The following is a 22,312-nucleotide window of genomic DNA, read 5'->3' as shown; positions in this document are numbered from 1 at the left end:
GAGCGACGCCACCGTGCCGAGCGACGATTGCGAGTGCTTCCTGTGACGGACGACCTTCCCGTGCGCGACGTGTACGCCGAGCCGACGCTCGCCGACGTGCTGCCGTCGGTGCTCGCGTCGCTGGGGTTGCCGGGTGAAACCGATCGGCTGGGCCTGCCGGCCGCCCACCGGACGGTGGTGCTGGTGATCGACGGCCTGGGGTGGAATCTGCTGCGCCGCAACGTCGACGCCGCACCGTTCCTCAACGGTGTGGACGGGCAGGCGATCCGGGCGGGCTTTCCCACCACCACCGCGACGAGCCTCGCGTCGTTCGGTACGGGGTTGCCGTCGGGCCGGCACGGGGTCACCGGCTACGTGTCCGACGTCGCGGAGGCAGGCGGGCCGTTCAACTGGTTGCGCTGGCAGCGTGTCGGGGACAAGCGGGACGCGCTGACGAAGGTGGTGCCGGAGCGGATCCAGCCATCCCCGACGGCATTCGAGCGGGCAAGGGCGGGCGGTGTGGTCGCGTCGACCGTGCTGCCCCGCGAGTTCGCCGGCAGCGGACTCACCCGTGCGGCGTTGCGGGGCGCCCGGTTCGTCGGGACCGTCGCCTACGGCGACCTGCTGCACTCCACGGCGCACGCGGCAACGGTCGCCGAACGGACCCTGGTCTACTGCTATCTGAGCCAGATCGACACGCTCGGGCACGTGTACGGCCCCGGCAGCGACCCGTGGGTGGCGCAGCTGACGATCGTCGACCGGCTCGTCGAGGACCTCGTCGCGCATCTCGGTCCGGACGTGCGGGTGCTGGTGACCGCCGACCACGGCATGGTGTCCGTCGATCCGCCGCACCGCGTGGACTTCGACGCCGAGCCCGCGCTGTCGGACGGGGTCGCGGCGCTCACCGGGGAGGCGCGCTGCCGGTACGTCCATGTCGAGCCTGGGCAGACGGCCGACGTCCTGCGCCGCTGGCGGGCGGTGCTGGGCCGGCGGGCGTGGGTGGGGACCCGCGACGATGCCGTGGCGGCGGGGCTGTTCGGACCGGACCCGACGCCCGCCGCGCTGCGCCGCATCGGCGACGTCGTGATGATCGCCCGCGGTGCGACCGCGGTGGTGCGCACCGAGGCCGAGCCGCGGATGTCGCTGCTGGCCGGCCAGCACGGGGCACTCACCGACGACGAACTACTCGTCCCCCTCCTGCAGGTGTGACACGCGAGTCCCTGCGAGGCGGCCCGTCGGACTCTAGGGTGGCGGACGGACGGACGGGCGGACCGGACGGGTGCGGAAGACGACTGGGGGCAGAATGCGTACGCGCGAGACGACGATCATCCGGCACTGGAAGGTGAGCTGGCGGGCGTGGCTGGTGTTCTGGTTCGCCCGGATCTTCGTGAAGCCGCTGTTCGCGGCGTGGCCGGCGACGGACCGCGGACTGGCGGCGCTCGCGCACCTCGAGAAGGTGGTCGATCGACTGCCGAAGCCGCGGGGTGTGTCCATCGAATCGCGGACGCTCGGCGGGGTTCCCAGTGAACTGATCACGCACCACCGCAAGGCGTCGGACGCGCTCGCCGGCGCCACGGTGCTGTACTTCCACGGCGGCGGATTCGTGTTCTGCGGCCTGGCCACGCACCGCAGCCTGTGCGCGGTGCTCGCGGCGCGGTCGGGGATCCCGGTGGTGTCGGTCGAGTACCGGCAGCTGCCGTACGGCGGCATCGGCACGTCGATCCACGACGCGATGGCGGCGTACACCGATCTGCTCGGGGAGGCCGAGGACCCCACCAAGATCATCCTGGCCGGTGATTCGGCCGGCGGTTACCTCGCGATGAAGGTGGCCGAGCTGGCCGCGTCGCGGGGCATGGTGACTCCGGCCGCGGTGATCGGGTACTCCCCGCTGCTGAACCTGGCGCTCGAAAAGCACGACCCCGACTACATGCGCCGCGACGCCTACCTCCCGATGGGTCAGGTCGAGGCGCTCAAGGACCGTTGGGCCGGCGGCCCGGAACCGATCGCCGGTGCCGACTCGCCCATCGAGGCCGACCCGCGGCTGTTCCCGCCGGTGTTCTTCAGTGTCGCGCAGTACGAGCTGATGCGTCCCGACGTCGAGGCGATGACGGGGATGCTCGAGGACGTGGGGCAGGCCGTCGAGACGCATGTGTGGAGCGGCCAGATCCACGCCTATCCGGTGCTCGGCACGATCCTGAACGAGGCGACGCTGACGATCGCGTTCAGTCTCGACTTCGCCCGCCGCGCCCTGGGTTACCGCGGCCGACACTCCGCGTGAGCTACCGGCCCGCGGCCTCGATCTGTCCGCGCAGGTTCGCCTCGGTCTGCTTGATCGCCGTGACGACGAACGGCTCGACGAGTTTGCCGAGCGCCCGTCCCGCGAGTCCGCCCGGCAGTTCGTAACCGAAATCGACGGACAATTCGGTGTGGTCGTCGCCGACCGGGGTGAACATCCACGTGGACCGGTTGCCGAATCCGGCGACCGACGACAGCGTGATGAGCCGGTCCTGCTCCCATTCGGTGATCTCGACCGTCGACTTCAGCGCCTTGGGACCGATCTGCATCGTGGTGTCGTAGCGCGCGCCCAGACCCCGGTCCGGATCGCCCAGCGGGTCGAACCGGGTGATCCCGAACATCCAGTCGGGCACGTTCCGATAGTCGTCGATGTGCGCGAACGCCAGGTCGACGGGAACGACCGCTACCGCCGTGTGCCGAACGTGGATCATGTGTTGCTCCCTCCCCAGAGCCTCCCGGGGCTCGGACGTTAGTACATGTCGACAGTGTCCCCGGTCACCGACGCTCCGAAAGGCGGAACTCGGCGATTTCCCGGGCGTTGTCGATCGCGTCCGCCACCGCGCGGTGCCGCTCGTCCGTGGTCTCGGCCACCAGGACCGCGAACTTGTCCGCCGCGCCCATCGGCACCCAGGACGCGAGCGCGTACAGGTGATCACCGGGCTGCTCGAGCACGTCGAACATGCGCGGCGGGGCCGGTGGCGGGTCGTCGCGCAGCTCGCGGACCCGAGTGAGCACGATGTACAGCTCGGTGATCTTGTCGGTGAGATGTCGGAGCTGATCGTCGGAGACCCGGCCGGTTGCCGGCACCGGCCACGGCTGCACCTCCGCGCGCGGATACGGGTCGTCGCCGAGCCAGTGCCGAATCCGGATCCGTTCCTCCCCGACGCAGTCCAGTGCCCACCGGCCGTCGCCGATCCCGACGTGAGAGACGATGCGCACCGCGGTGCCGACGTCGTGCCGGGTGTCGCCACCGCCCACCTCGTGCCCCCGCGCGATGAGGACGGTGCCGAACACCGGTCCCTCGGTCGCGTTGAGGCAGTCGCGCACGAGTGCCTGGTAGCGGGGTTCGAACACGTGCAGCGGCAGCCGTTCCCCAGGCAGCAGCGCACCACCGAGGGGGAACATCGGCAGAACGGTCATTCGGTCAGGATCCCTCATCAGGGCACCCGGAGGCGGGGAACCGGCACCGTGTCGGGCGGGGCGTCACGATCCAGTTCGACGATCAGATGGTCCGCCCAGGCGACCAGGCCGCTGATGTCGAGGGCGTGTGGCGGATCGTCCGCGAACGCCGCGATGCGATGTCGGCCCTGCCGCAACAGCGACACCGCGCCCGCCGGATTGCCGCGCATCTGATGGGTGACCGCGACCGCCAACTGGGCCAGGCCCTGCCACAGACCGCGCTCGGTGGAAGGGGCCTTCTTCCACGCGGATTCGAGCACCTCGTGCGCGTGGAACGGCAGGTCGTGATCGAGCAGACGCTGCGCCTCGGTGACCGCCTCGTCGGGTTCGAGGTCCAGGTCGTCGGGCATCGTGGGAAAGCCCTCCTCGCCCCACGCGAGCGGGCGCCCCAGACGGTCCCGGGGCCGGGCGTTGCGCGGCTTACCGAGGGTGTCCCGATCGCGGTCGGCCATAGAAGCAATCTAGCCGCCGACCGGTCGACAGGGGAGGGGTGCGGCGTCGTCGGCCGGTGCCGTCGCAGGGCGAGTGCCACCGGCGCAGGCGTTGTCGGTACGGATTCTCCCTGCGGCAGTGCCACAAACCGTGCGACAACTGGAAGTCTCCGGCCGCGAGAAAGCGAAAGCCCGGTCAACTGTTCGTTGACCGGGCTTCCATTTGTAGCGGGGACAGGATTTGAACCTGCGACCTCTGGGTTATGAGCCCAGCGAGCTACCGAGCTGCTCCACCCCGCGTCGGTAATTTCAGCCTACACGACATTTCGGGGCGCAATGACCATCCGGGCGATCGGGCGCTGTGTTCCCGGTCACCGGAACGTCGTCCCGGGGGGTTGAGCCGCCGCCTTAATCTGCGAAGACACTGCACGACGAAAACATTGCACGACGAGGGATCCGGAGGGATTCGCATGGCACTGCTCGAGAACAAGGTCGCCTTCATCACGGGTGCGGCGCGCGGACAGGGGCGCAACCACGCGGTGCGCTTCGCTCGGGAGGGCGCGGACATCATCGCGCTCGACGTCTGCGCGTCGGTGTCCGACGACGTCGGCTACCCGGCGGCCACGCCGGAGGATCTCGAGGAGACCGCCCGTCTGGTCCGGGCCGAGGGCCGCGAAATCGTCACGTCCGTCGGTGACGTCCGGGACCAGGCGGCGCTGCAGGCGGCCGTCGACGCGGGTCTGGAGCGGTTCGGTCGCCTCGACGTCGTGGTCGCCAACGCCGGCATCTCGACGTGGAACCGCTTCTGGGAGATGCCCGAGGAGCAGTGGACCACGATGATCGACATCAACCTCAACGGCGTCTGGCGCACGCTCAAGGCGGCCGTGCCCGCGATGATCGACGGCGGCCGTGGCGGCTCGATCATCGTCGTCAGCTCGGCGGCCGGCCTCAAGGCCAGCCCCGGGACGTCGAACTACACCTCCGCCAAGCACGGACTGGTGGGCCTGACGAAGACCGCGGCGATCGAGCTGGGCGAGTTCGGTATCCGGGTCAATTCGATTCACCCGGGTGCCGTGGACACCCCGATGGGCCAGGACGCCAACGTCGGCAAGATCCTGGCGCAGTACCCGCGCTACCTCGACAACTTCAAGTGGCCCCTCGCCGGGCTCACCAAGTGCAGCGTCGACGACGTCTCCGAGGCCGTGCTCTACCTGGCCAGCGACCTCTCGCGCACCGTCACCGGGTCGCAGATGTCGCTGGATCTGGGTCTGACGTCCATCTAGGGGGCTGCGCCGCCCGTGTGCCTTCCGGTAGGCCCCGCTACCGAAAAGGCGCACGGGCGCGAAGCGCCTACAGATTGCCGCGCCGCTCCTGCTCCCGCTCGATCGCGAGGAACAGGGCCCGGAAATTGCCCTTGCCGAACCCGAGCGAACCGTGCCGCTCGATGAGTTCGAAGAACACCGTGGGCCGGTCGCCGATCGGCTTGGTGAAGATCTGCAGCAGGTAGCCGTCCTCGTCCCGGTCGACGAGCACGCCGCGACGCGCGAGTTCCCCGATCGGGACGCGCACCTCCCCGATCCGCGACCGCAACTCCGGGTCCTCGTAGTACGACGCCGGCGTCGGCAGGAACTCGACGCCCGCCTCGGCGAGCCGGTCCACGGCGCCCAGGATGTCCGACGTCGCGAGCGCCAGGTGCTGCGATCCCGGGCCGCGATAGAACTCGAGGAACTCGTCGATCTGGGACCGCTTCCGGCCCACGGCGGGCTCGTTGAGCGGAATCTTGATGCGGTGGTTGCCGTTTGCGACCACCTTGCTCATCAGCGCCGAGTATTCGGTGGCGATGTCGTCGCCCACGAACTCGGCGAGATCGGTGAACCCCATGACGCGGTGGTAGAAGTCCACCCACTCGTTCATCCTGCCCAGTTCGACGTTGCCGACCACGTGGTCGAGCGCCTGGATCACCTGCGGCGCAGTGCTCGGGGCGCCGGTGCGGGCGACGAACCCCGGCAGGTACGGACCCGGGTAGCGGGACCGGTCGACGAGGGTGTGCCGGGTCTCGCCGTACGCGGCGATGCTCGCGGTGCGGACGGTGCCGTGCTCGTCGGTGACGTCGTGCGGTTCGACGAGAACGCGCGCCCCCTGACGGCGGGCGTGCGCGACGCAGCGGTCGACGTCGGTCACCTCGAGTGCGACGTCGTACACGCCGTCACCGTGCCGGCGGTGGTGGTCGAGCAGTGGACTGGCCGGGTCGACACCGCCGCTGAGCACGAATCTGACCGCGCCGCTGCGTAATACGAAGGCCCGGTGATCGCGGTTGCCGGTCTCGGGGCCCGAGTACGCCTCGAGTCTCATCCCGAACACCGTGCGGTAGTAGGCGGCCGCCTGCGTCGCGTTGCCCACCACCCACACGATCGCGTCCCACCCGACCACCGGGAACGGGTCGGTGGACGGATCGTGTTCGACGAGTCCGAGCAGTTGGCGCAGGTCGGCATCGTCGAGGCGGCCGAGTGCCTGGTCGACGGTCATGAGCAGTCCTCCCGTCACGTCGTGTCGATTGCACCGCGCGGCGCTCGCGCTCGGCAACACCCACCGCTGCTGCTGCTCACACTGGACAATCTGTCTCGGCCGGAGGGTGTTCGACTGTGCGTTCTGTACAGCGGCCCGCACCGTGTTCGGGGCCGGCCCGCCGGGTGCAGACGGGAGCGTGCCGGGGATGTTTCGGTCAAAATCCCCCCGTGGGGGCCCGGCTGCGCTAGTTTCGGTAGCCGATACGTCGTGGACGGGAGCTACCGGGCACGGTCTGCGAAAAGTACTGTCGTCGCGGGCTTTCGGCGGCGGACGGGGGAGTTGCGGGGAGAGGTGTACATGGGGTTGGCCGACCGGCTCGCGGCGGGCACGCGCACGATCGCGGCCCGGGACGCCGAGTTCGTCTACGGGGAGACCGACGGCAATATGGCGCATTTCGTCGTCGTGTACGTCTTCGACACCACGCACCATCCGGACGCGGAGCTCACACCGGAGCGCGCGGTCGAGTGGGTGCGGGCACGCCTCGGCCACCACCACCTTTTCACGCACCGCATCCGGCGGGTGCCGCTGGGCCTGGACCATCCGCACTGGATTCCCGCGCCCGATTTCGAGCTGGAAGACCACGTGCGGGTCACCGAGATCACCGAGCCCGGCTGGGCTCCCCTCGAGGAACCGTTGGCCCGGTTGGTGAGTTCACGCATGGATCTCACCCGGCCACCGTGGGAGTTGCACTTCTTCACCGGCGTCACCGGGATCGTCGACGGACCCGGCCGGCTCACCGCGGTGGCGCTCAAGGCGCACCACAGTGTCGGAGACGGGCTGGGGGTGCTGCAGCTGGTGGAGGAGATGTTCTCGGACCGGACGAGCACCGCCACCGCGGCCCACCCACCGCGGTGCCCCCGGGCGCGAATGTTCGCCGCGTCGGTGGCCGGTCTTCCGCGCCGGCTGCGCCGCTTCGCACGGGACGTTCCCGGCAACCGGGCCGCCGCCCGAGCGGTGGGGGAGCTCGAGCGGTCCGGTGCCTGGTCGACGCCGGGCGCGCGGCCGGGCATCCGGTTCAACGGCCCGGTCAGCGGCTCGGTGGCCATGGTGCCGATCACGCTGTCCGTGGCCGCACTGCGACGCATCAAGCAGGCCGTTCCCGGGGCCACCGTGAACGACGCCCTCCTCGCCGTCGTGGCGAACGCGCTCGCCGGTTACCTCGCCGAGAAGGGCGAACCCTACGGCGATTCGCTCGTCGCAATGGTGCCGCGGTCCATGCGCAAGATCGAGGACTGGGAGTCCGCGAACCAGCTGGCGATCATGAACGTCGACACGCACACCGACGTCGCGGATCGGCTCGAGCAGGTGGCGCGAATCGCCGAATCGTCGAAGTCCGAGAAGGAGCGCACCTCGCACGTCGCGGTCCGCCGGGCCGCGGCGGTGACGGAGAACGTGCCGGCGCCGCTCATGCGGCTGCTGACGTACGCGCACCGGAAGGCCACCACCTACGACCCGGGCCGTCCCCGCTACCGGCACACCATGATCAGCAACGTGGCGTTCGGGGTGGAGAGCCTCACGCTCGAGGGCGCGCCCGCCGCGGCGGTGTTCGGTGGTCAACCACCGGTGGATGGGGACGGTCTGCGCCATTTCCTGGCGGCTGCGGCGGGGGGCGATCTGACACTGACCGTGTTCGCCGATCGCGCGATGATGCCCGATCCGCACCGATACATCGACCTGATCCGGGCGAGCCTCGCAGAGTTGGAGCAGGTGGCCACCGTCGACGGACCTGTCCAGGGTCCGTCGGACGGGATCGCTTCCTGAGCGGATCCACCCGCGCCGGTCCGAGTGCCCGTCCCCGTCGGGATTCGTCGTTAGTCTGATACCGAACGTGCGCACCACGCGACCCGATCGGAGTGGACGATGGCAGCAGCGAACGAGACTCGGCCGGTGCTCGTGGGCGTCGACGGATCCGACGCGGCCCTCCATGCCGTCAGATGGGCGGCCGTGGAGGCACACGCACGCAAAGTGCCGCTGAAACTCGTGCACGTCATCGACACCGAGAACGACTTCCCGTTCGTCGCGGACGATCTCGAGCAGGAAGAGTCCGCCGGACGCGAGGCGCTCGCGGCCGCGCGCGATGCGGCCACCATCGAGGACTACACCATCGACATCGAGGTGGAACTGCTTCGCGGACGGGTGAATCGGGCATTCGTCGACCTGTCCGAGAAGGCCGGTCTCCTCGTGGTCGGTTCGGTGGGTGCGGGATTCTTCGAACGGATGGTGCTCGGATCGACGGCGTTGTCCCTCGCCCATCACGCCAAGTGCACGGTCGCGGTGGTGCGTGGCGCCGACGGCAGTTCGGCCCCACCCGTCGCCGGCCCCGTCGTCGCCGGCGTCGATCACTCCGACAGTGCGGACATCGTCGTCGGCACCGCGATGCAGGAGGCGGCCATTCGGCACGCCGAGATGACGGCGGTGCACGCGCGTCGCCGGCGCGGAAGCAAGGAGGCCGACGAGGAGGCCCGGGCGCGGATCGACCGGTTGATCGCGACATGGGGAGCGAAGTTCCCGTCGGTGAGCGTCGAGACGGTCCTCGCGGACACCGGGCCCACCAAGCACCTCGTCGCGCTCAGCGCCGGCGCCCGGTCGATCGTCGTCGGCAATCGAGGTCGCGGCGGATTCGAGAGTGCACTGCTCGGCTCGACCAGCCAGTCGCTGCTCTATCACGCACAGTGCCCGGTGATCGTCGCCCGCTCACGTGTCACCCCCTGAGACGGGACCGTCGTGGACCGGGCCGGGCACCGCCTCGACAGGCTCGACGTCGAACTGATCACCAGACTGCGGGACGAACCACGCATCGGGATCCTCGAGCTGTCCCGCCGGGCGACGGTCGCGCGTGCAACGGTGCAGGCCCGGCTGCGCCGGCTCGAGGAGGCCGGGATCATCATCGGATACGGACCCGAGATCGACTTGCGCACAGCGGGATACCCGGTGCAGGCGTTCGTGACGCTCGAGATCGCGCAAGGATCGTTGGGACAGCTGACGAGTGAACTCGAGGAGTATCCCGAAGTGGTCCAGGCGTGGGCCACCACCGGCGTCGGTGACGTCCTGTGCCGGGTCGCGGCCGCGTCACACGACGACCTGCAGTCGCTTCTGATCGCACTGCATCACTCGTCGACGGTGGCCCGGTCGATGTCGGTGGTGGTGCTGTCGGAGATCGTGCCGTTCCGGGCGCTGCCGCTACTGGCGAAAGCGGTCGAGCGGTAGAACGGGCCCCGATCTAGTCGCCCTCGCCCAACTTGTCCTCGCCGCGCCGACGGAAGAAGGCGAACCCGGGAACGCCGATGATGGCCTGGCGGACGTCCTTGACCACCTCGAGCAGTTCGTGGACCTCGGGGGAGACCGTGTCGAGGGTGGTCAGGATCGGCATCAGTGCCGTCATCCGGTCGGCCAGTTCGGGCAGTTGATCGAACAGCTTGATCGCCGCGTGGACCTCGTCCTCGCTGATCTCGTTCACGAAGCGCGACGCCAGCGGGGCGGCGTCGAGCGCGAGGGGCCGATAGAGTTTCAGCATTTCGTCGGCCACGGCGGCCGAGTGTGCAGCGGAGCCGACCACCACCTCGGTCTCGCTCGCCACCACCGCGGTCCGGTCGGCGATCTCCGCGCACGCGCTGATCACGGCGTCGGCCGCCGCCACCGCGCGGGCTGCACCGTCGACGACCACGGACACCTGCCGCACCAACCCCTCGGCGTCGTCGAGCAGCGCGGACACCCGCGCGGGCAGACCGGCGACGAAGGTGGCGGTCTCCAGGGACCACCGCGCCGCCCTCTGGACCGTCGGAAGCAGCCGGAGCGGGTTGACGAAAAGTGACGGCATTCTGCAATCCTGCACGAACTTGCCGGGTTGTCGGGGGTTGCTGGGAGGATCGGAGCCGTGGATGTGGAACACGCAGTCGTCGATTCGCCCGTCGGGCCGTTGACTCTCGTCCGCAACCCCGACGGCCTGTGCGGTCTGTACATGCACCTGCAGCGCCATCTCCCCGCCGGCGAGCGCTTCGGCCCGCGTGTCGACACCGGTTTCGGGCAGGTCACCGCGCAGTTGGACGAATACTTCGCCGGTGAGCGCACGGCGTTCACGGTGCCGCTCGCGCCGCGGGGCACCCCGTTCCAGCAACGGGTGTGGGCCGCGCTGCAGACCATCCCGTACGGACGGACCTGGACGTACCTGCAGCTCGCGGAGCACCTCGGCAACGTCGCCGCGATCCGGGCCGTCGCCGCGGCCAACGGCCGGAACCCGATCGGCATCATCGTGCCGTGCCACCGCGTGGTCGGCAGCAACGGCTCGCTCACCGGCTACGCCGGCGGCCTCGAGCGCAAGCGGTTCCTGCTGGATCTGGAGACCCCGGCCTCCGTGGGAGTCCAGGATGGGCTGTTCTGACGCGGACGGCACCTCACGTTCCGGCGCGCCGGAACGTCTACCCGGTGTGGGACTGAAACCGTTCGAGAAGATCGTCGCCGAGCACGGGCCGGTGGTGCTGCGGGTGTGCCGCGCACTGCTCGGTCCCGTCGACGCCGACGACGCGTGGTCCGAGACCTTCCTGGCGGCGCTGCGGGCATATCCCGACCTGGCGCCCACGGCCAACGTCGAGGCGTGGCTGGTGACCATCGCGCACCGCAAGGCCGTCGACGTACACCGGGCCCGCCGGCGCACCCCCGTTCCCACCGACGAGTTGCCCGAGCACGCGTCGGCCCGGGACGTTCCCGGCACCTGGAACCACGAACTGTGGGACGCGCTGGCCGAGCTGCCGTTCACCCAGCGGGCGGCCGTCGTCCACCACCACCTGGCCGGGCTCCCCTACGCGGAGGTCGCCGCGATCCTCGGCAACAGCACCGCCGCGGCCCGCCGCGCCGCCGCCGACGGCATCGCGCGGCTGCGCCGCACCTACCCGGCCGACACCGAATCATTCGCACAGGAAGGAGCCGTCCGATGAGCGTCCTGCCCAACCCGGCCGTGGATCCCGCGGATTTGAGCCGTCTGCACGCCCGCCTGGTCGCCGCCGCCGACCGGGACGGGGTGCTCGACCTCGGTTACCGCTCCGTCGACACTCCCGTCGGGCGGCTGCTGCTGGTCGCCAGCGAGGTCGGTCTCGTCCGGGTCGCCTACCCGCGCGAGGACCACGACGCGGTGTTGGCGATGCTGGCCCGACAGGTGAGCCCGCGCATCCTCGAGGCCCCGACCCGGCTCGATGCCGCGGCCCGACAACTCGACGAGTACTTCGTCCACCGGCGCACCCGCTTCGACGTCCCGCTCGATCTGCGGTTGGCGAGCGGCTTCCGACGCACCGTCCTCACCCGGCTGCCCGACATCGCGTACGGCAGCACCGCCAGTTACGCGCAGGTGGCCGAGGCCGCCGGCAGCCCCCGCGCCGTGCGCGCCGTCGGTACGGCGTGTGCCACCAATCCGCTGCCGCTGTTCGTCCCGTGCCACCGGGTGGTGCGCAGCGACGGCGGGATGGGGCAATACGCCGGTGGCGTCGACACCAAGCGCGCATTGCTGACACTGGAGGCGGCGTGAGCACGCTCACCGGCCGCGTCGATGCCCTCGACTGGACGCCGCTGCTCGACGAGCTCGATCGGTTCGGCGGCGCTCAGAGCGCGCGGCCTCTCCTCGAGCCCGACGAATGCCGGGAACTTGCAGAGCTTTTCGACGACGGCGCGCTGTTCCGGTCCACGATCGACATGGCCAGGCACCGCTACGGCGCCGGCCGGTACCGGTACTTCGACTACCCGCTGCCGCCGTCGATCGCCGAGTTGCGGGCCCGGTTCTACGAGAAGCTGGTGCCGGTGGCGCGCGAGTGGGCGGGGCGGCTGGGTCGGCCGGCGCCGTGGCCGGACACGCTCGACGAGTGGCTCGCGACGTGTCACGCGGCGGGCCAGACGCGTCCGACGCCGTTGATCCTCCGCTACGGTCCGGGCGACTGGAACGCGCTGCACCGAGACCTGTACGGCGAGTTGGTGTTTCCGCTGCAGGTGGTGATCGGACTCGACGAGCCCGGCGTGGACCACGACGGCGGGGAGTTCCTGCTGGTCGAGCAGCGGGCCCGCGCTCAGTCCCGTGGCACCGCGACCGTGCTGCGGCAGGGGCACGCGTTCGTCTTCACCACCAGCGATCGTCCGGTGCAGTCGGCCCGGGGATGGTCGGCGGCCCCGATGCGGCACGGGGTCAGCACCGTTCGCGGTGGGGCCCGGCGCACGCTCGGACTGGTACTGCATGATGCGGAGTGAATCGAGAAAAGTACAAAATGCTCAGTTTTGTACAGAACGGACCGCCGTGTACATGTTGATCGGCCGGGACGGGAAGCCCTACGAGAGCGCCACTCCCGGCACTCTCGGCGGTCACCGCAAGGACCGCATCTACGGCACACTCGACTGCCCGGGCGCCGCCCGCGCCCTCGCCCGGGGTGGTTACGTGACGCAGCGCGTCTTCTTCGCCGACGAGGACACCGCGATCGCCGCCGGCTACCGGCCCTGCGCGGTGTGCATGCGTGCCGCGTACGAGGCGTGGAAATCTCTGGGCAGCAAGGAGAACGGGTAGATGTCGGCGCTCATCCCCCGGCCTCGTCGCACCGTCGCGCCCGGCGCGGTGCTGGTGCCGGACTGGCTGGATCTCGCTGAGCAACGCCGACTGGTGGAAGCGTGCCGCGAGTGGGCGCGCGGGCCGGTGCGGATGCGGGCCGCGCGGCTGCCCACCGGGCACGCGATGTCGGTGCAGACCGTGTGCCTCGGGTGGCACTGGCAGCCGTATCGCTACAGCCGCGTCGCCGCCGACGCCGGTGGCGGCCGGGTGCTTCCGGTGCCGGACTGGTTGGTGCAGTTGGGCCGACGTGCCGTCGCCGACGCGTACGACGACCCGCCGGCGGCCGCGTCCTACGATCCCGACGCCGCACTCGTCAACTTCTACGACGACACCGCCCGCATGGGGATGCACCGCGACCAGGAGGAGCGGGCGGACGCCCCGGTGGTGTCGCTGAGCATCGGGGACACGTGCACGTTCCGCTTCGGCAACTCCGAGACCCGGAACAAGCCGTACACGGACGTGGAACTGCAGTCGGGCGATCTCTTCGTCTTCGGCGGCCCGTCCCGCTTCGCGTATCACGGTGTACCCAAGGTGTTCCCGGGCACTTCCGACCCGGACTGCGGACTCACGTCGGGCCGGCTCAACATCACGCTGCGTGTGACGGGACTGGAGGACGAGCGGTGACCGACGCCATCACCCTCCCGTTCCGGCCGCCGTTCACCACCACCCCCATGCTCGGCGCGCTGGCCGCGCACGCCGTGGCCGGACTCGAGAGCCACGACCGCGACACCGCCACCCACACCCGGGTCGTCCCCGCACCGCACGGGCCGGCCGTGGCGAGCGTCCGGTTGGACGGGGCCGGCGGCCACGTCGCGGCGACGATCCGCACGTCGCATCCCGATGACGCTGCGCACGTCGAATCACTGGTCCGTCGCTGGCTCGATCTCGACGCCGATCCCGACGTCGTCGACGCGGCACTCGCGCGGCACGCACTGCTCGCGCCGCTCGTGGCGGCGCGGCCCGGCCTGCGGGTGCTCGGCTCGGTCGACGGCTTCGAGACCGCCGTGCTGACGGTGCTGGGCCAGCAGGTCTCGTTGTCGGCGGCGCGGACATTCGGGTCGCGTCTGGTCGCGTCGTTCGGCGAGCCGACCGGTTTCGACGGTTTCGTGAGTTTTCCTGCACCGCAGACTCTGGCCGAGCTCGACCCGGCGATCATCCGGAAGGCGGTGGGGCTCACCGGTGCGCGTGCCCGCACGGTGCAGGCACTCGCCGCGGCCGCGGCGGGCGGGCTGCGGCTGGCGCCCGACGCCGACCCGGGCGAGTTCCGGTCCCGTCTGCTGGCGCTCCCCGGCATCGGTCCGTGGACCGCCGACTACCTCGCGGTGCGGGTACTCGGTGATCGCGACGCCTACCCCTCCGGCGACCTGGTGTTGCGGCGGGCGCTGGGGGTGAAGACGCCACGCGAGGCCACCACGGCATCCGAGCCGTGGCGGCCGTGGCGGGCCTACGCCCTGTTCCACCTGTGGACGAGTCAGGCGTTCGTGTGAGCCGTCAGGCCTTGGCCTCCGCTGCCGGACTGGCCGGGTTCCGATCGCTCGATCCCGATCCGTTCGAGCCGCTCTGCTCGGCTCGGACGCCCTTCTCGATCCGCTCTCCGACGTCCTTGTCGATGTTGCGCCAGTACTCGAACGCACGCACCAGGACGGGTTCGCTCACGCGGTTGAGCAGGTGTCCCACGACGTTCGACACCAACCGTTCGCGGGCCGCGTCGTCGAGCACCTCCCGCACCAACGTGCCGGCCTGGCCCCAGTCGTCGTCGTCCTTGCGGAGCGTGTACGCCTGATGGACCATCTCGCCGTCGCTGTACCAGCTGGGAGACTCGCCCGCGACCGACGTGTCGGCGTGCGGACCGCCCTTCGAATTGGGCACGTACACGGGATCGCCGGGATTGTGGTGCCGCAGTTGCCCGTCCTTGGTGTACGAGTTCCGCGGTCCCGCGTGCGGCGAATTGACCGGTAGCTCCTTGTAATTGGAGCCGATACGGTAGCGATGCGCGTCCGGGTACGAGAACCACCGACCGAGCAGCATCTTGTCCGGGCTCGGCCCGGTGCCCGGTACCGAGCTGCTCGGCTCGAACGCGGCCTGCTCGATCTCGCAGTGGTAGTCGTCCGGATTCCGGTCCAGTTTCATGGTGCCCACGTCGATGAGCGGGTAATCGCCGTGCGGCCACACCTTCGTCAGGTCGAACGGATTGAACCGATAGGTCTTTGCCTCCTCGTACGGCATGATCTGCATCTTCAGCGTCCAGGTCGGGAAGTCGCCGCCCTCGATGTGCTCCCACAGGTCCCGCTGGTGGTAGTCCGTGTCGATGGACGCCATCCGGTCGCCCTCTTCCTGCGTGAGGAACTCGACGCCCTGGTCGGTCTTGAAGTGGTACTTCACCCAGAACCGTTCGCCCTTCGCATTCACCCACATGTAGGTGTGGCTCGAATAGCCGTTCATGTGACGCCACGTGCGGGGGATGCCACGATCGCCCATCAGCCACGTCACCTGGTGCGCGGACTCGGGTGAGAGCGTCCAGAAGTCCCACTGCATGTCGTGATCGCGCAAGTTGTTGTCGGCCCGCCGTTTCTGCGACCGGATGAAGTCCTGGAACTTCATCGGGTCCCGCACGAAGAAGACCGGCGTGTTGTTGGCGACCATGTCGAAATTGCCCTGCTCGGTGTAGAACTTCAGGGCGAAACCGCGCGGATCGCGCCACGTGTCCGGGCTGCCGCGCTCACCGGCGACCGTGGAGAACCTGGCGAGCATCTCCGTCTTCTTGCCCGGTTGGAAGAGGTCCGCCTTGGTGTAGGCGCTCACGTCGTTCGTGACCTCGAACGTGCCGAATGCCCCGGCGCCCTTGGCATGTGGTTGCCGCTCCGGTACCCGCTCCCGATTGAACTGGGCCATCTTCTCGATCAGGTAGTAGTCCTGGAGCAGGATCGGCCCGTCGGGCCCCACGGTCAACGAGTGCTCGTCGCTGGTCACGGGGATGCCGGAGTCGTCGGTGGTGTAGTTCGCCATCTCATTCCTTCCCTACGAGTCACGGAGACGTGCAGGCGAGGCTGCACTCGGGACGACGGCGTGAAAACGATTGGGCTGCACGACATCGTCGGTGGAGTGGCTCCCGGCGGGCGGAGCGCGTGCGCTCCCGGTGCGGCGGCGGGGCTCCTCCACCGCACTGCGACGCGGCGCGTACCGAGCGCGCCATCCATCAGTACCACCCGACCACTTCCCGGACGATCCGTCAACCACCCGTCCGGATCTGTCGCTCTCGGCACCGAAGTGGCATTCTGGACGAGAGGGAGGGTTGGATCCTTCGAGGTAAGCACATGGATCGGCGGACAAGTCGGCGGGTCGAACGGTGGATGGCCTGGCTCGCCGTCGCGGCACTGACGGCGGCACTGGTCGGCGTGGTGGGCCGGGCGGTCGCCGTCGGGGACCCGAACGTCGGGTCGACCCCGCAAGTGCCCACGACCGAGCAGACGACCAGCACGCGCAACACCGGGCTGCAACAGACCGACACGTTCGGCTACATCCCCCGTCGCGAGACCACGACCCTGCAGACCGGACTCATGGGCCCCGGGGGAGGGGGCATGCAGGGCGGCGGCGGGCTGTTCGACAACGTGGATCCGCCGCTTCCCAACGGGGGACCGCAGATCGCCGCGGTACCGGCGAGTTCGCCGAGCCTCCCGTCGCCGGCGGGGTGAGGACGGAACCGCTCGCGATCCGGACGGTTCGGCGGCTCAGACGGTTCGGTCGGTTCGGTCCGTTGGGTCGGTTCGATCCGTTCGGTCCTGGGCCCGCGCCAGCTTGGACGGCCACCAGATCGGCTTGCCGATGTCGTGCGAGAGCGCCGGGACCAGGACGCTGCGCACGACGATGGTGTCGAGCAGGACGCCGAACGCGACCGCGAAACCGACCTCGGCCAGGAACACCAGTGGCAGCACCCCGAGCACCGCGAACGTGCCGGCCAACACGACCCCCGCCGACGTGATGACACCACCGGTGACGGCGAGGCCGCGCAGCACCCCCGGCCGGGTCCCGCGGGTGAGCGTCTCCTCCCGGACCCTGGTCATGAGGAAGATGTTGTAGTCGATCCCGAGGGCCACCAGGAACACGAACGCGAACAGCGGGAACGACTGGTCGGCCCCGGCGAAGTGGAAGACGTGGGTGAAGAAGAACCCGCACACGCCCAGGGTCGCCGCGAAGCTCAGAACCACGGTCCCGATGAGGATCAGCGGTGTCAGCAGTGCCCGGAGCAGGATCGCCAGCACGACGAAGATCACGACCAGCACGATCGGGATGATCAGGTTGCGGTCGTGCACCGAGGCGGTCTGGACGTCCAGCGTCGCGGCCGAACTCCCGCCGACGAGCGCGTCCGCGCCCGGCACCGCGTGCAGCGTGTCGCGCAGACGCTCGACCGTCCGCAGCGCTTGGGGCGAATCGTACGAATCGACCAGCGCCACATTGACGATCGTGCGCCCGTCGATGGGGGCGACGTTCAGCAGTGCGGGCGGGCACCCGGGCGGCAACTGCTGAGCCGCATTGCCGCCGGAGTTCTGCAACAGCGACTTGACCTTCTCGATGTCCACCTGCACGCACACCGAACCCGGCCCCTGCCGCACCCCCTCGACACCGCTCGCAGCCGCGATCACGGCGTCGACACTCGACGCGTTCGTGGTGACGACAGCCGGGGCACCCGCGCCCTGATCGAAGTTCGCGTCGTACAGCGCCTGCCCACGCACCGCGTCCGGCTCGTTGGTGAAGTTCTCGGTGGCCGTGAGGCCGTCGGTCTGCAGACTGCCGATTCCGACGGCGAACAACACGGCCAGCAGGGCCGCCGCCCCGATCCACGCGGGCCGGTCGCGGCGTCCGACCGTGTCGGCGATGCGTGCCCACAGGCCGTGGGTCGCAACGTCGGTCGCGCCGTCCACCCGGGGTTTGCGCGGCCAGAACACCCAGCGGCCGGTCGCTGCCAGCGCGACCGGGAGGAACGTCATCATCACGATGTAGGTGCACGCGATGCCGATGGCCGCGACCGGTCCGAGGCTCTTGTTCGAATTGAGCTGCGAGAAGCTCAGGCACAGCAGGCCGAGAATGACGGTGACCGCCGACGCCGTGATCGCGGGCGCGGACTCCCGCCAAGCCTTGGTCATGGCGTCGAAGCGGTTGTCGTGGAAGTGCAGTTCCTCCCGGTACCGCGCGATCAACAACAGCGCGTAATCCGTGCCGGCGCCGATCACCAGGACGAACAGGATGCCCTGGCTCTGGCCGGTGAGGGTGAGGATCTCGTGGTCGGCGAGCAGATAGATCACCATCGACGACAGTCCGAGCGCGAGCAGCGCCGAGAACAGCGGGAAGAACCACAGCACGGGCGAGCGGTAGACCACCAGCAGGATGAGGATCACCACCAGCAGCGCCACTGCGAGCAGCGTGCTGTCGAGACCCTCGAAGGCGTCGATGAAGGCCACGAGCAGACCGCCCGGCCCGGCGGGCAACACCTCCACCTCGGTGGACACGGCGTTCTGTGCCGCCTCCAGGACCTCCTGCTCGGCGCCGGCGAGTTGTTCGCCGTTGAGCGTGGTGCCGTTCTCCTTGGCGATCAACGGCACGAGCACCGCCGCCGTGGTGCCGTCGGTCGAGTACTGGGTGGGGGTGACGCTGTCGCCATCCACCCCCTCGACGGATGCCATCGAGATCCGGGCGCGGTCGATGGCCGCCTTGTCCTCGTCGGTGAGGCCGCCGTCGCGATGGAACACCACCGCACCGGGGACGGTCTCGACCTTCAGAAACTTCGCGGACTCGTTCGCCACGACGGTCGACTCCGCCGAACCGGGCAGGTAGGACGCGTTGTCGTTCTTCTGGACCTCGGCGAGCTTGCCCTGGAACGAGCCCCCGAGCCCCCCGAGTAAGAACGCGACTATCGCGATCGCGACGATCGTGAACACGGGCCAGCCGCGACGAGCGCGGGAAGCCGTGCCGGGTGGGGTACCGCCGGTGGACTCCACTCTCGTCATCGGTGGCTCCTCGTACGATTCGCAGCCGGACAACCAATGCAGACCAGTACAACACGCGCCGCGCAGCGTACGAGGGGTCTCAGCGAAGTTTGATGCTGCCGCCGTCCACCATGATCGTCTGCCCGGTGATGTAGGAGGCATCGGCGCTGGCGAGGAACACCGCGACCCGTCCGACGTCCGACTCGGGATCGCCGAAGCGGTGCAGCGGGGTGCGTGCCAGCAGTGCCTCCTCCACTCCCGGGTTGGCCGCGATGTACGCCTCTATGCCCTCGGTGAGTGCCAGGGGGGAGATGAGATTGACGTTGATGTCGTCGGCCGCCCACTCGTTGGCGGCCACGCGGCTGATCGCGCGGATCGCCTCCTTCGCGGCGGCGTAGGACGCCTGGTTGGGTTGACCGTCGATGCCCGCGCCGGAAGCGAAGTTGATCACCGAGCCGCGCGCCGCCTTCAACTGCTCGTAGCACGCCTTCATGAGCCAGAACGTGGGGTAGAAGCCGGTCCCGAACGACAGGTCCATCATCTCCTGCGTGGTCTCGAGCAGCGGGGCCTGCCGGGACGCGTGCGCGTTGTTGACCAGCACACTCACCGATCCGAAGGCGTCGACCGCAGCTGCGCGGATGTCCCCGGCGCTGGACTCCTGCGAAATGTCGGCGTGGAGGTAGCGCACCGCGTCACCCAGCTCGGACTCGATCGCCCGGCCGGCCTCGTCGTTGATGTCGACGACCAGCACCTTGGCGCCCTCCTTCGTGAACGCGCGCACGATGCCCCGGCCGATGCCGCCCGCCCCGCCGGTGACAATCGCGACCTTTCCGTCAAGTCTCATGATCAACCTCCGATATCGTTGTGGCCGTAGCGGATACGGTGTCGCTTCCCGACGATAGTCTCGGGTGGTGCGTGCGTCTGCGTTCGCGAGGTGAAGGAAACATGGCCCGCCACCGACGAACTGGCCCGCGGTGGTCGCCGTGACGGTCGGCGAGATGCTCGTCAACATTGTCCTGGTCGTCGTGTTCGTCCTCGTGGGCGGACTCTTCGCGGCCACCGAGATCGCGCTGGTCTCGCTGCAGGAGGGGCAGATCCGAGCGCTCGAGCAGCGCAGCCGGCGCGGCGCGCGGGCCGCGGCGCTGGCCCGTGACCCCAACCGGTTCCTCTCGTCGGTGCAGATCGGAGTCACCGTCGCGGGATTCTTCTCCGCGGCGTACGGGGCGTCCGAACTCGCGCCGAGCGTGGTGCCGGTGCTGCAGGGATGGGGGTTGTCGACGTCGGCCGCCCACGCGGTGGCGCTGATCGTCACCACGTTGGTGATCTCGTACCTGTCGCTGGTGCTGGGCGAACTGGTGCCCAAGCGCATCGCGTTGCAGAACGCGACCGGTGTCGCGTGGGTGACCGCCCCGCCGCTGGACCGCTTCGCGACGATCGTCCGCCCGGTGATCTGGCTGCTGTCGGTGTCCACCGATGCGCTGGTGCGGGTTCTGGGCGGCGATCCCGGGCGCAGGAGCGAGGAGATGACACCGGCCGAACTGCGGGACCAGGTGCTGGGGCACGGCGGTATCGCCGACGAGCAGCGCCGCGTTCTCGCCGAAGTGTTCGACGCCGGCCGGCGCAGCCTCACGGAGGTGATGCGGCCGCGGACCGAGGTGGACTTCCTCGCCGCCGACACTCCGCTGCGGCATGCGCGCGCCGAGACGCTCGCGTCGGGCCACAGTCGCTATCCGGTGGTGGGGTCCTCGCTCGACGACGTCGTCGGCTTCGTGCACGTCCGCGACCTCCAGCTCGCCGATCCCGATCTCACGGGCACCGTCGGGGACATGTGCCGGCCGATCCTCGCGCTTCCCGGGTCCAAGCCGGCGCTCGCCGCGCTCGCGCTCATGCGCCGGGACAACGCGCAGATACTGCTCGTCGTCGACGAGTACGGCGGCACCGCGGGCATCGCGACCGTCGAGGACATCGTGGAGGAGGTCGTGGGCGAGATCGGCGACGAGTTCGATCCGCCTCCGGCGGCGCCCACGACGCCCGAGGGAACGCGGGAGCGGCGGATCGACGGCACCCTGCTGGTCGAGGACTTCGAGCGGCAGACCGGCGCCGTCCTGCCCGACGGTCCGTACGAGACGATCGCCGGGTACGTTCTGCATCGCCTCCAACGGATGCCGCGCGTTCACGACCGCGTCGATGTGGACGGGTGGCGGCTGCTCGTCGAGGAACTGGACGGCCGCCGCATCGCGGCGCTGACACTGGTGTCGACCCGCGCCGGCCCGCACGGACCGTCCCGATGACGATGGGTGCCGACGGGAGCGCCGAGAAGTCCTCGTCTCGTTATGTCCTCGAGCCCTGCAACGCCTGAGAACGGCACCAGTTCTGACGTAGCGTGGTCCTGTCACGCACAGGAGGCCGGCATGCATTTGACGCCGCGTGAACTCGACAAACTGACCCTTCTCATGCTTGCCGAGGTCGCACTCAGACGTAAGGCCAAGGGCCTCAAGCTCAATCATCCCGAGTCCGTCGCCGTGATCTCGGCAGCGGCCCTCGAGGGCGCGCGGGAAGGCAAGACCCTCGAGGAGGTGATGGCCGACGCGTCGCACGTCCTCACGGCTGACGACGTCATGGAGGGCGTGCCGGAACTGATCCCGCGAGTGCAGGTCGAGGCGGTGTTCCTCGACGGGAGCCGGCTGGTCACGGTGCATTCGCCGATCCACGAACGAGCGGACGGGCCGCAGTGATGAGCAAGGGGAAATCGAACAAGGGGAAATCGAGCAAGGCGAGCAGAGAACGCAGGCCGGACGGAGCGGGCACGGGTAAGTCCGCCAAGGCGGGCCGAGACGCCGCGGCGGACCGGCCGGCCGCCTCGCCCTCGGCGGAAGTGGCTGCTGCCGAGAGGTCTTCGGTTCCGGTCGGCGGTTACGTGCTGCGGGACGAACCCGTCGAACTGAACGTCGGACGCCCGCGACAGAAGGTGACCGTCCGCAACACCGGTGACCGGCCGATCCAGGTCGGCTCGCACTTCCACTTCATGGAGGTGAACCGGGCATTGGCCTTCGACCGCGAAGCCACCTTCGGATGGCGACTGGACATCGCCGCCGGGACGGCCGTGCGGTTCGAGCCCGGTGACGAGAAGGAAGTGACGCTGGTGCCGTTCGGCGGGAAGCAACGGGTCCACGGCTTCAACGGATTCGTCGACGGCTGGGGACCCACGCACGCCTCGTACCGCCCCCGGCTGGCCAGAGCGGTGGCGCTGGCGAAGGAATACGGCTTCGAAACCGGTTGACGACCGACGGGCCACGGCGGTC

The 22,312-nt window shown here is 69.6% G+C and carries 25 protein-coding genes and 1 tRNA gene; 17 read left to right on the top strand and 9 right to left on the bottom strand.

Annotated features, from left to right (window positions below; genetic code table 11):
- Positions 1 to 42: 42 nt before the first annotated feature.
- Together E7742_RS17745 and E7742_RS17740 are read left to right on the top strand one after the other, a co-directional pair.
- A complete protein-coding gene (locus tag E7742_RS17745; protein ID WP_441346927.1) occupies positions 43 to 1,188 on the top strand; it encodes an alkaline phosphatase family protein in 1,146 nt (381 codons plus the stop codon).
- 94 nt (positions 1,189 to 1,282) lie between these two features.
- A complete protein-coding gene (locus tag E7742_RS17740; RefSeq protein WP_137800142.1) occupies positions 1,283 to 2,257 on the top strand; it encodes an alpha/beta hydrolase fold domain-containing protein in 975 nt (324 codons plus the stop codon).
- A 1-nt stretch (position 2,258) separates the two neighbouring features.
- On the opposite strand, the gene E7742_RS17735 is transcribed toward E7742_RS17740, so the two are convergent.
- From E7742_RS17735 to E7742_RS17720, 4 genes are all read right to left on the bottom strand, one after another.
- On the bottom strand, positions 2,259 to 2,705 hold the full coding sequence (locus E7742_RS17735; protein WP_137800141.1) for an SRPBCC family protein: 447 nt from the start codon (positions 2,703 to 2,705) through the stop codon (positions 2,259 to 2,261).
- Positions 2,706 to 2,769: 64 nt separating this feature from the next.
- Positions 2,770 to 3,414 (bottom strand): LON peptidase substrate-binding domain-containing protein, encoded by a 645-nt coding sequence (locus E7742_RS17730; RefSeq protein WP_137800140.1) that lies wholly within the window; start codon positions 3,412 to 3,414, stop codon positions 2,770 to 2,772.
- A gap of 17 nt (positions 3,415 to 3,431) precedes the next feature.
- Positions 3,432 to 3,905: a DUF309 domain-containing protein gene (locus tag E7742_RS17725; protein WP_137800139.1), complete on the bottom strand. Its 474-nt coding sequence runs from the start codon at positions 3,903 to 3,905 to the stop codon at positions 3,432 to 3,434.
- Positions 3,906 to 4,110: 205 nt separating this feature from the next.
- Positions 4,111 to 4,184, bottom strand: a tRNA-Met gene (locus E7742_RS17720).
- Positions 4,185 to 4,354: 170 nt separating this feature from the next.
- Between E7742_RS17720 and E7742_RS17715 the strand changes: the two genes are divergently transcribed.
- Complete coding sequence (locus E7742_RS17715) at positions 4,355 to 5,167, top strand: mycofactocin-coupled SDR family oxidoreductase (RefSeq protein WP_137800138.1); 813 nt, start codon at positions 4,355 to 4,357, stop codon at positions 5,165 to 5,167.
- Between the two features lie 67 nt (positions 5,168 to 5,234).
- On the opposite strand, the gene hppD is transcribed toward E7742_RS17715, so the two are convergent.
- A complete protein-coding gene (gene hppD, locus E7742_RS17710; RefSeq protein WP_137800137.1) occupies positions 5,235 to 6,410 on the bottom strand; it encodes a 4-hydroxyphenylpyruvate dioxygenase in 1,176 nt (391 codons plus the stop codon).
- 339 nt (positions 6,411 to 6,749) lie between these two features.
- Here hppD and E7742_RS17705 point away from each other — a divergent pair, with 339 nt between their 5' ends.
- From E7742_RS17705 to E7742_RS17695, 3 genes are all read left to right on the top strand, one after another.
- Positions 6,750 to 8,213 (top strand): wax ester/triacylglycerol synthase domain-containing protein, encoded by a 1,464-nt coding sequence (locus E7742_RS17705; RefSeq protein WP_137800136.1) that lies wholly within the window; start codon positions 6,750 to 6,752, stop codon positions 8,211 to 8,213.
- A 99-nt stretch (positions 8,214 to 8,312) separates the two neighbouring features.
- Complete coding sequence (locus E7742_RS17700) at positions 8,313 to 9,164, top strand: universal stress protein (protein WP_137800135.1); 852 nt, start codon at positions 8,313 to 8,315, stop codon at positions 9,162 to 9,164.
- 12 nt (positions 9,165 to 9,176) lie between these two features.
- Entirely contained in the window at positions 9,177 to 9,659 is a 483-nt protein-coding gene (locus E7742_RS17695; RefSeq protein ID WP_137800134.1) for an Lrp/AsnC family transcriptional regulator, read from the top strand.
- Positions 9,660 to 9,672: 13 nt separating this feature from the next.
- On the opposite strand, the gene E7742_RS17690 is transcribed toward E7742_RS17695, so the two are convergent.
- Positions 9,673 to 10,269, bottom strand: a complete 597-nt coding sequence (locus tag E7742_RS17690; protein WP_137800133.1) for a ribulose 1,5-bisphosphate carboxylase large subunit — start codon at positions 10,267 to 10,269, stop codon at positions 9,673 to 9,675.
- 57 nt (positions 10,270 to 10,326) lie between these two features.
- Between E7742_RS17690 and E7742_RS17685 the strand changes: the two genes are divergently transcribed.
- Genes E7742_RS17685 through E7742_RS17655 form a run of 7 tightly spaced genes read left to right on the top strand, consistent with a single transcriptional unit; the run spans position 10,327 to position 14,516 of the window.
- Entirely contained in the window at positions 10,327 to 10,830 is a 504-nt protein-coding gene (locus E7742_RS17685; protein WP_137800132.1) for a methylated-DNA--[protein]-cysteine S-methyltransferase, read from the top strand.
- Positions 10,831 to 10,876: 46 nt separating this feature from the next.
- Positions 10,877 to 11,383 (top strand): RNA polymerase sigma factor, encoded by a 507-nt coding sequence (locus tag E7742_RS17680; RefSeq protein WP_254699052.1) that lies wholly within the window; start codon positions 10,877 to 10,879, stop codon positions 11,381 to 11,383.
- Complete coding sequence (locus E7742_RS17675) at positions 11,380 to 11,967, top strand: methylated-DNA--[protein]-cysteine S-methyltransferase (RefSeq protein ID WP_137800130.1); 588 nt, start codon at positions 11,380 to 11,382, stop codon at positions 11,965 to 11,967. The genes E7742_RS17680 and E7742_RS17675 overlap by 4 nt, the downstream gene beginning before the upstream one ends.
- Positions 11,964 to 12,677, top strand: coding sequence for a 2OG-Fe(II) oxygenase (locus E7742_RS17670; protein ID WP_137800129.1), 714 nt, complete (start codon positions 11,964 to 11,966; stop codon positions 12,675 to 12,677). The genes E7742_RS17675 and E7742_RS17670 overlap by 4 nt, the downstream gene beginning before the upstream one ends.
- Positions 12,678 to 12,729: 52 nt before the next feature.
- Positions 12,730 to 12,987 (top strand): Ada metal-binding domain-containing protein, encoded by a 258-nt coding sequence (locus tag E7742_RS17665; RefSeq protein ID WP_137801284.1) that lies wholly within the window; start codon positions 12,730 to 12,732, stop codon positions 12,985 to 12,987.
- Positions 12,988 to 13,653: an alpha-ketoglutarate-dependent dioxygenase AlkB family protein gene (locus E7742_RS17660; protein ID WP_137800128.1), complete on the top strand. Its 666-nt coding sequence runs from the start codon at positions 12,988 to 12,990 to the stop codon at positions 13,651 to 13,653.
- On the top strand, positions 13,650 to 14,516 hold the full coding sequence (locus tag E7742_RS17655; protein ID WP_302660071.1) for a DNA-3-methyladenine glycosylase family protein: 867 nt from the start codon (positions 13,650 to 13,652) through the stop codon (positions 14,514 to 14,516). The genes E7742_RS17660 and E7742_RS17655 overlap by 4 nt, the downstream gene beginning before the upstream one ends.
- Positions 14,517 to 14,520: 4 nt before the next feature.
- Here the strand turns inward: E7742_RS17655 and E7742_RS17650 are convergent, their stop codons facing one another.
- A complete protein-coding gene (locus E7742_RS17650) occupies positions 14,521 to 16,035 on the bottom strand; it encodes a catalase (protein ID WP_137800127.1) in 1,515 nt (504 codons plus the stop codon).
- Positions 16,036 to 16,343: 308 nt separating this feature from the next.
- On the opposite strand from E7742_RS17650, the gene E7742_RS17645 reads away from it, so the two are divergent.
- Positions 16,344 to 16,721, top strand: a complete 378-nt coding sequence (locus tag E7742_RS17645) for a hypothetical protein (protein WP_137800126.1) — start codon at positions 16,344 to 16,346, stop codon at positions 16,719 to 16,721.
- A gap of 36 nt (positions 16,722 to 16,757) precedes the next feature.
- Here the strand turns inward: E7742_RS17645 and E7742_RS17640 are convergent, their stop codons facing one another.
- Both E7742_RS17640 and E7742_RS17635 read right to left on the bottom strand, forming a co-directional pair.
- A complete protein-coding gene (locus tag E7742_RS17640; protein WP_137800125.1) occupies positions 16,758 to 19,031 on the bottom strand; it encodes an MMPL family transporter in 2,274 nt (757 codons plus the stop codon).
- 79 nt (positions 19,032 to 19,110) lie between these two features.
- Positions 19,111 to 19,854 carry an SDR family NAD(P)-dependent oxidoreductase gene (locus E7742_RS17635; protein ID WP_137800124.1) on the bottom strand — a complete coding sequence of 248 codons (744 nt, stop codon included), beginning with the start codon at positions 19,852 to 19,854 and terminating at the stop codon, positions 19,111 to 19,113.
- Positions 19,855 to 20,008: 154 nt separating this feature from the next.
- Here E7742_RS17635 and E7742_RS17630 point away from each other — a divergent pair, with 154 nt between their 5' ends.
- The 3 genes from E7742_RS17630 (at position 20,009) to E7742_RS17620 (ending at position 22,290) form a co-directional block, all read left to right on the top strand.
- Positions 20,009 to 21,301 carry a hemolysin family protein gene (locus E7742_RS17630; protein WP_137801282.1) on the top strand — a complete coding sequence of 431 codons (1,293 nt, stop codon included), beginning with the start codon at positions 20,009 to 20,011 and terminating at the stop codon, positions 21,299 to 21,301.
- Positions 21,302 to 21,421: 120 nt separating this feature from the next.
- Positions 21,422 to 21,745, top strand: a complete 324-nt coding sequence (locus tag E7742_RS17625) for an urease subunit gamma (RefSeq protein ID WP_137800123.1) — start codon at positions 21,422 to 21,424, stop codon at positions 21,743 to 21,745.
- Positions 21,745 to 22,290 (top strand): urease subunit beta, encoded by a 546-nt coding sequence (locus E7742_RS17620; RefSeq protein ID WP_137800122.1) that lies wholly within the window; start codon positions 21,745 to 21,747, stop codon positions 22,288 to 22,290. Before E7742_RS17625 ends, E7742_RS17620 begins: the two co-directional genes overlap by 1 nt.
- Positions 22,291 to 22,312: the final 22 nt, after the last annotated feature.

The organism is Rhodococcus sp. SGAir0479, assembly GCF_005484805.1.
In the GTDB taxonomy this organism is placed as follows: Bacteria; Actinomycetota; Actinomycetes; order Mycobacteriales; family Mycobacteriaceae; genus Prescottella.
Note: the sequence above shows the minus strand (reverse complement) of the source record. Positions and strands in the feature narration are given on the sequence as shown.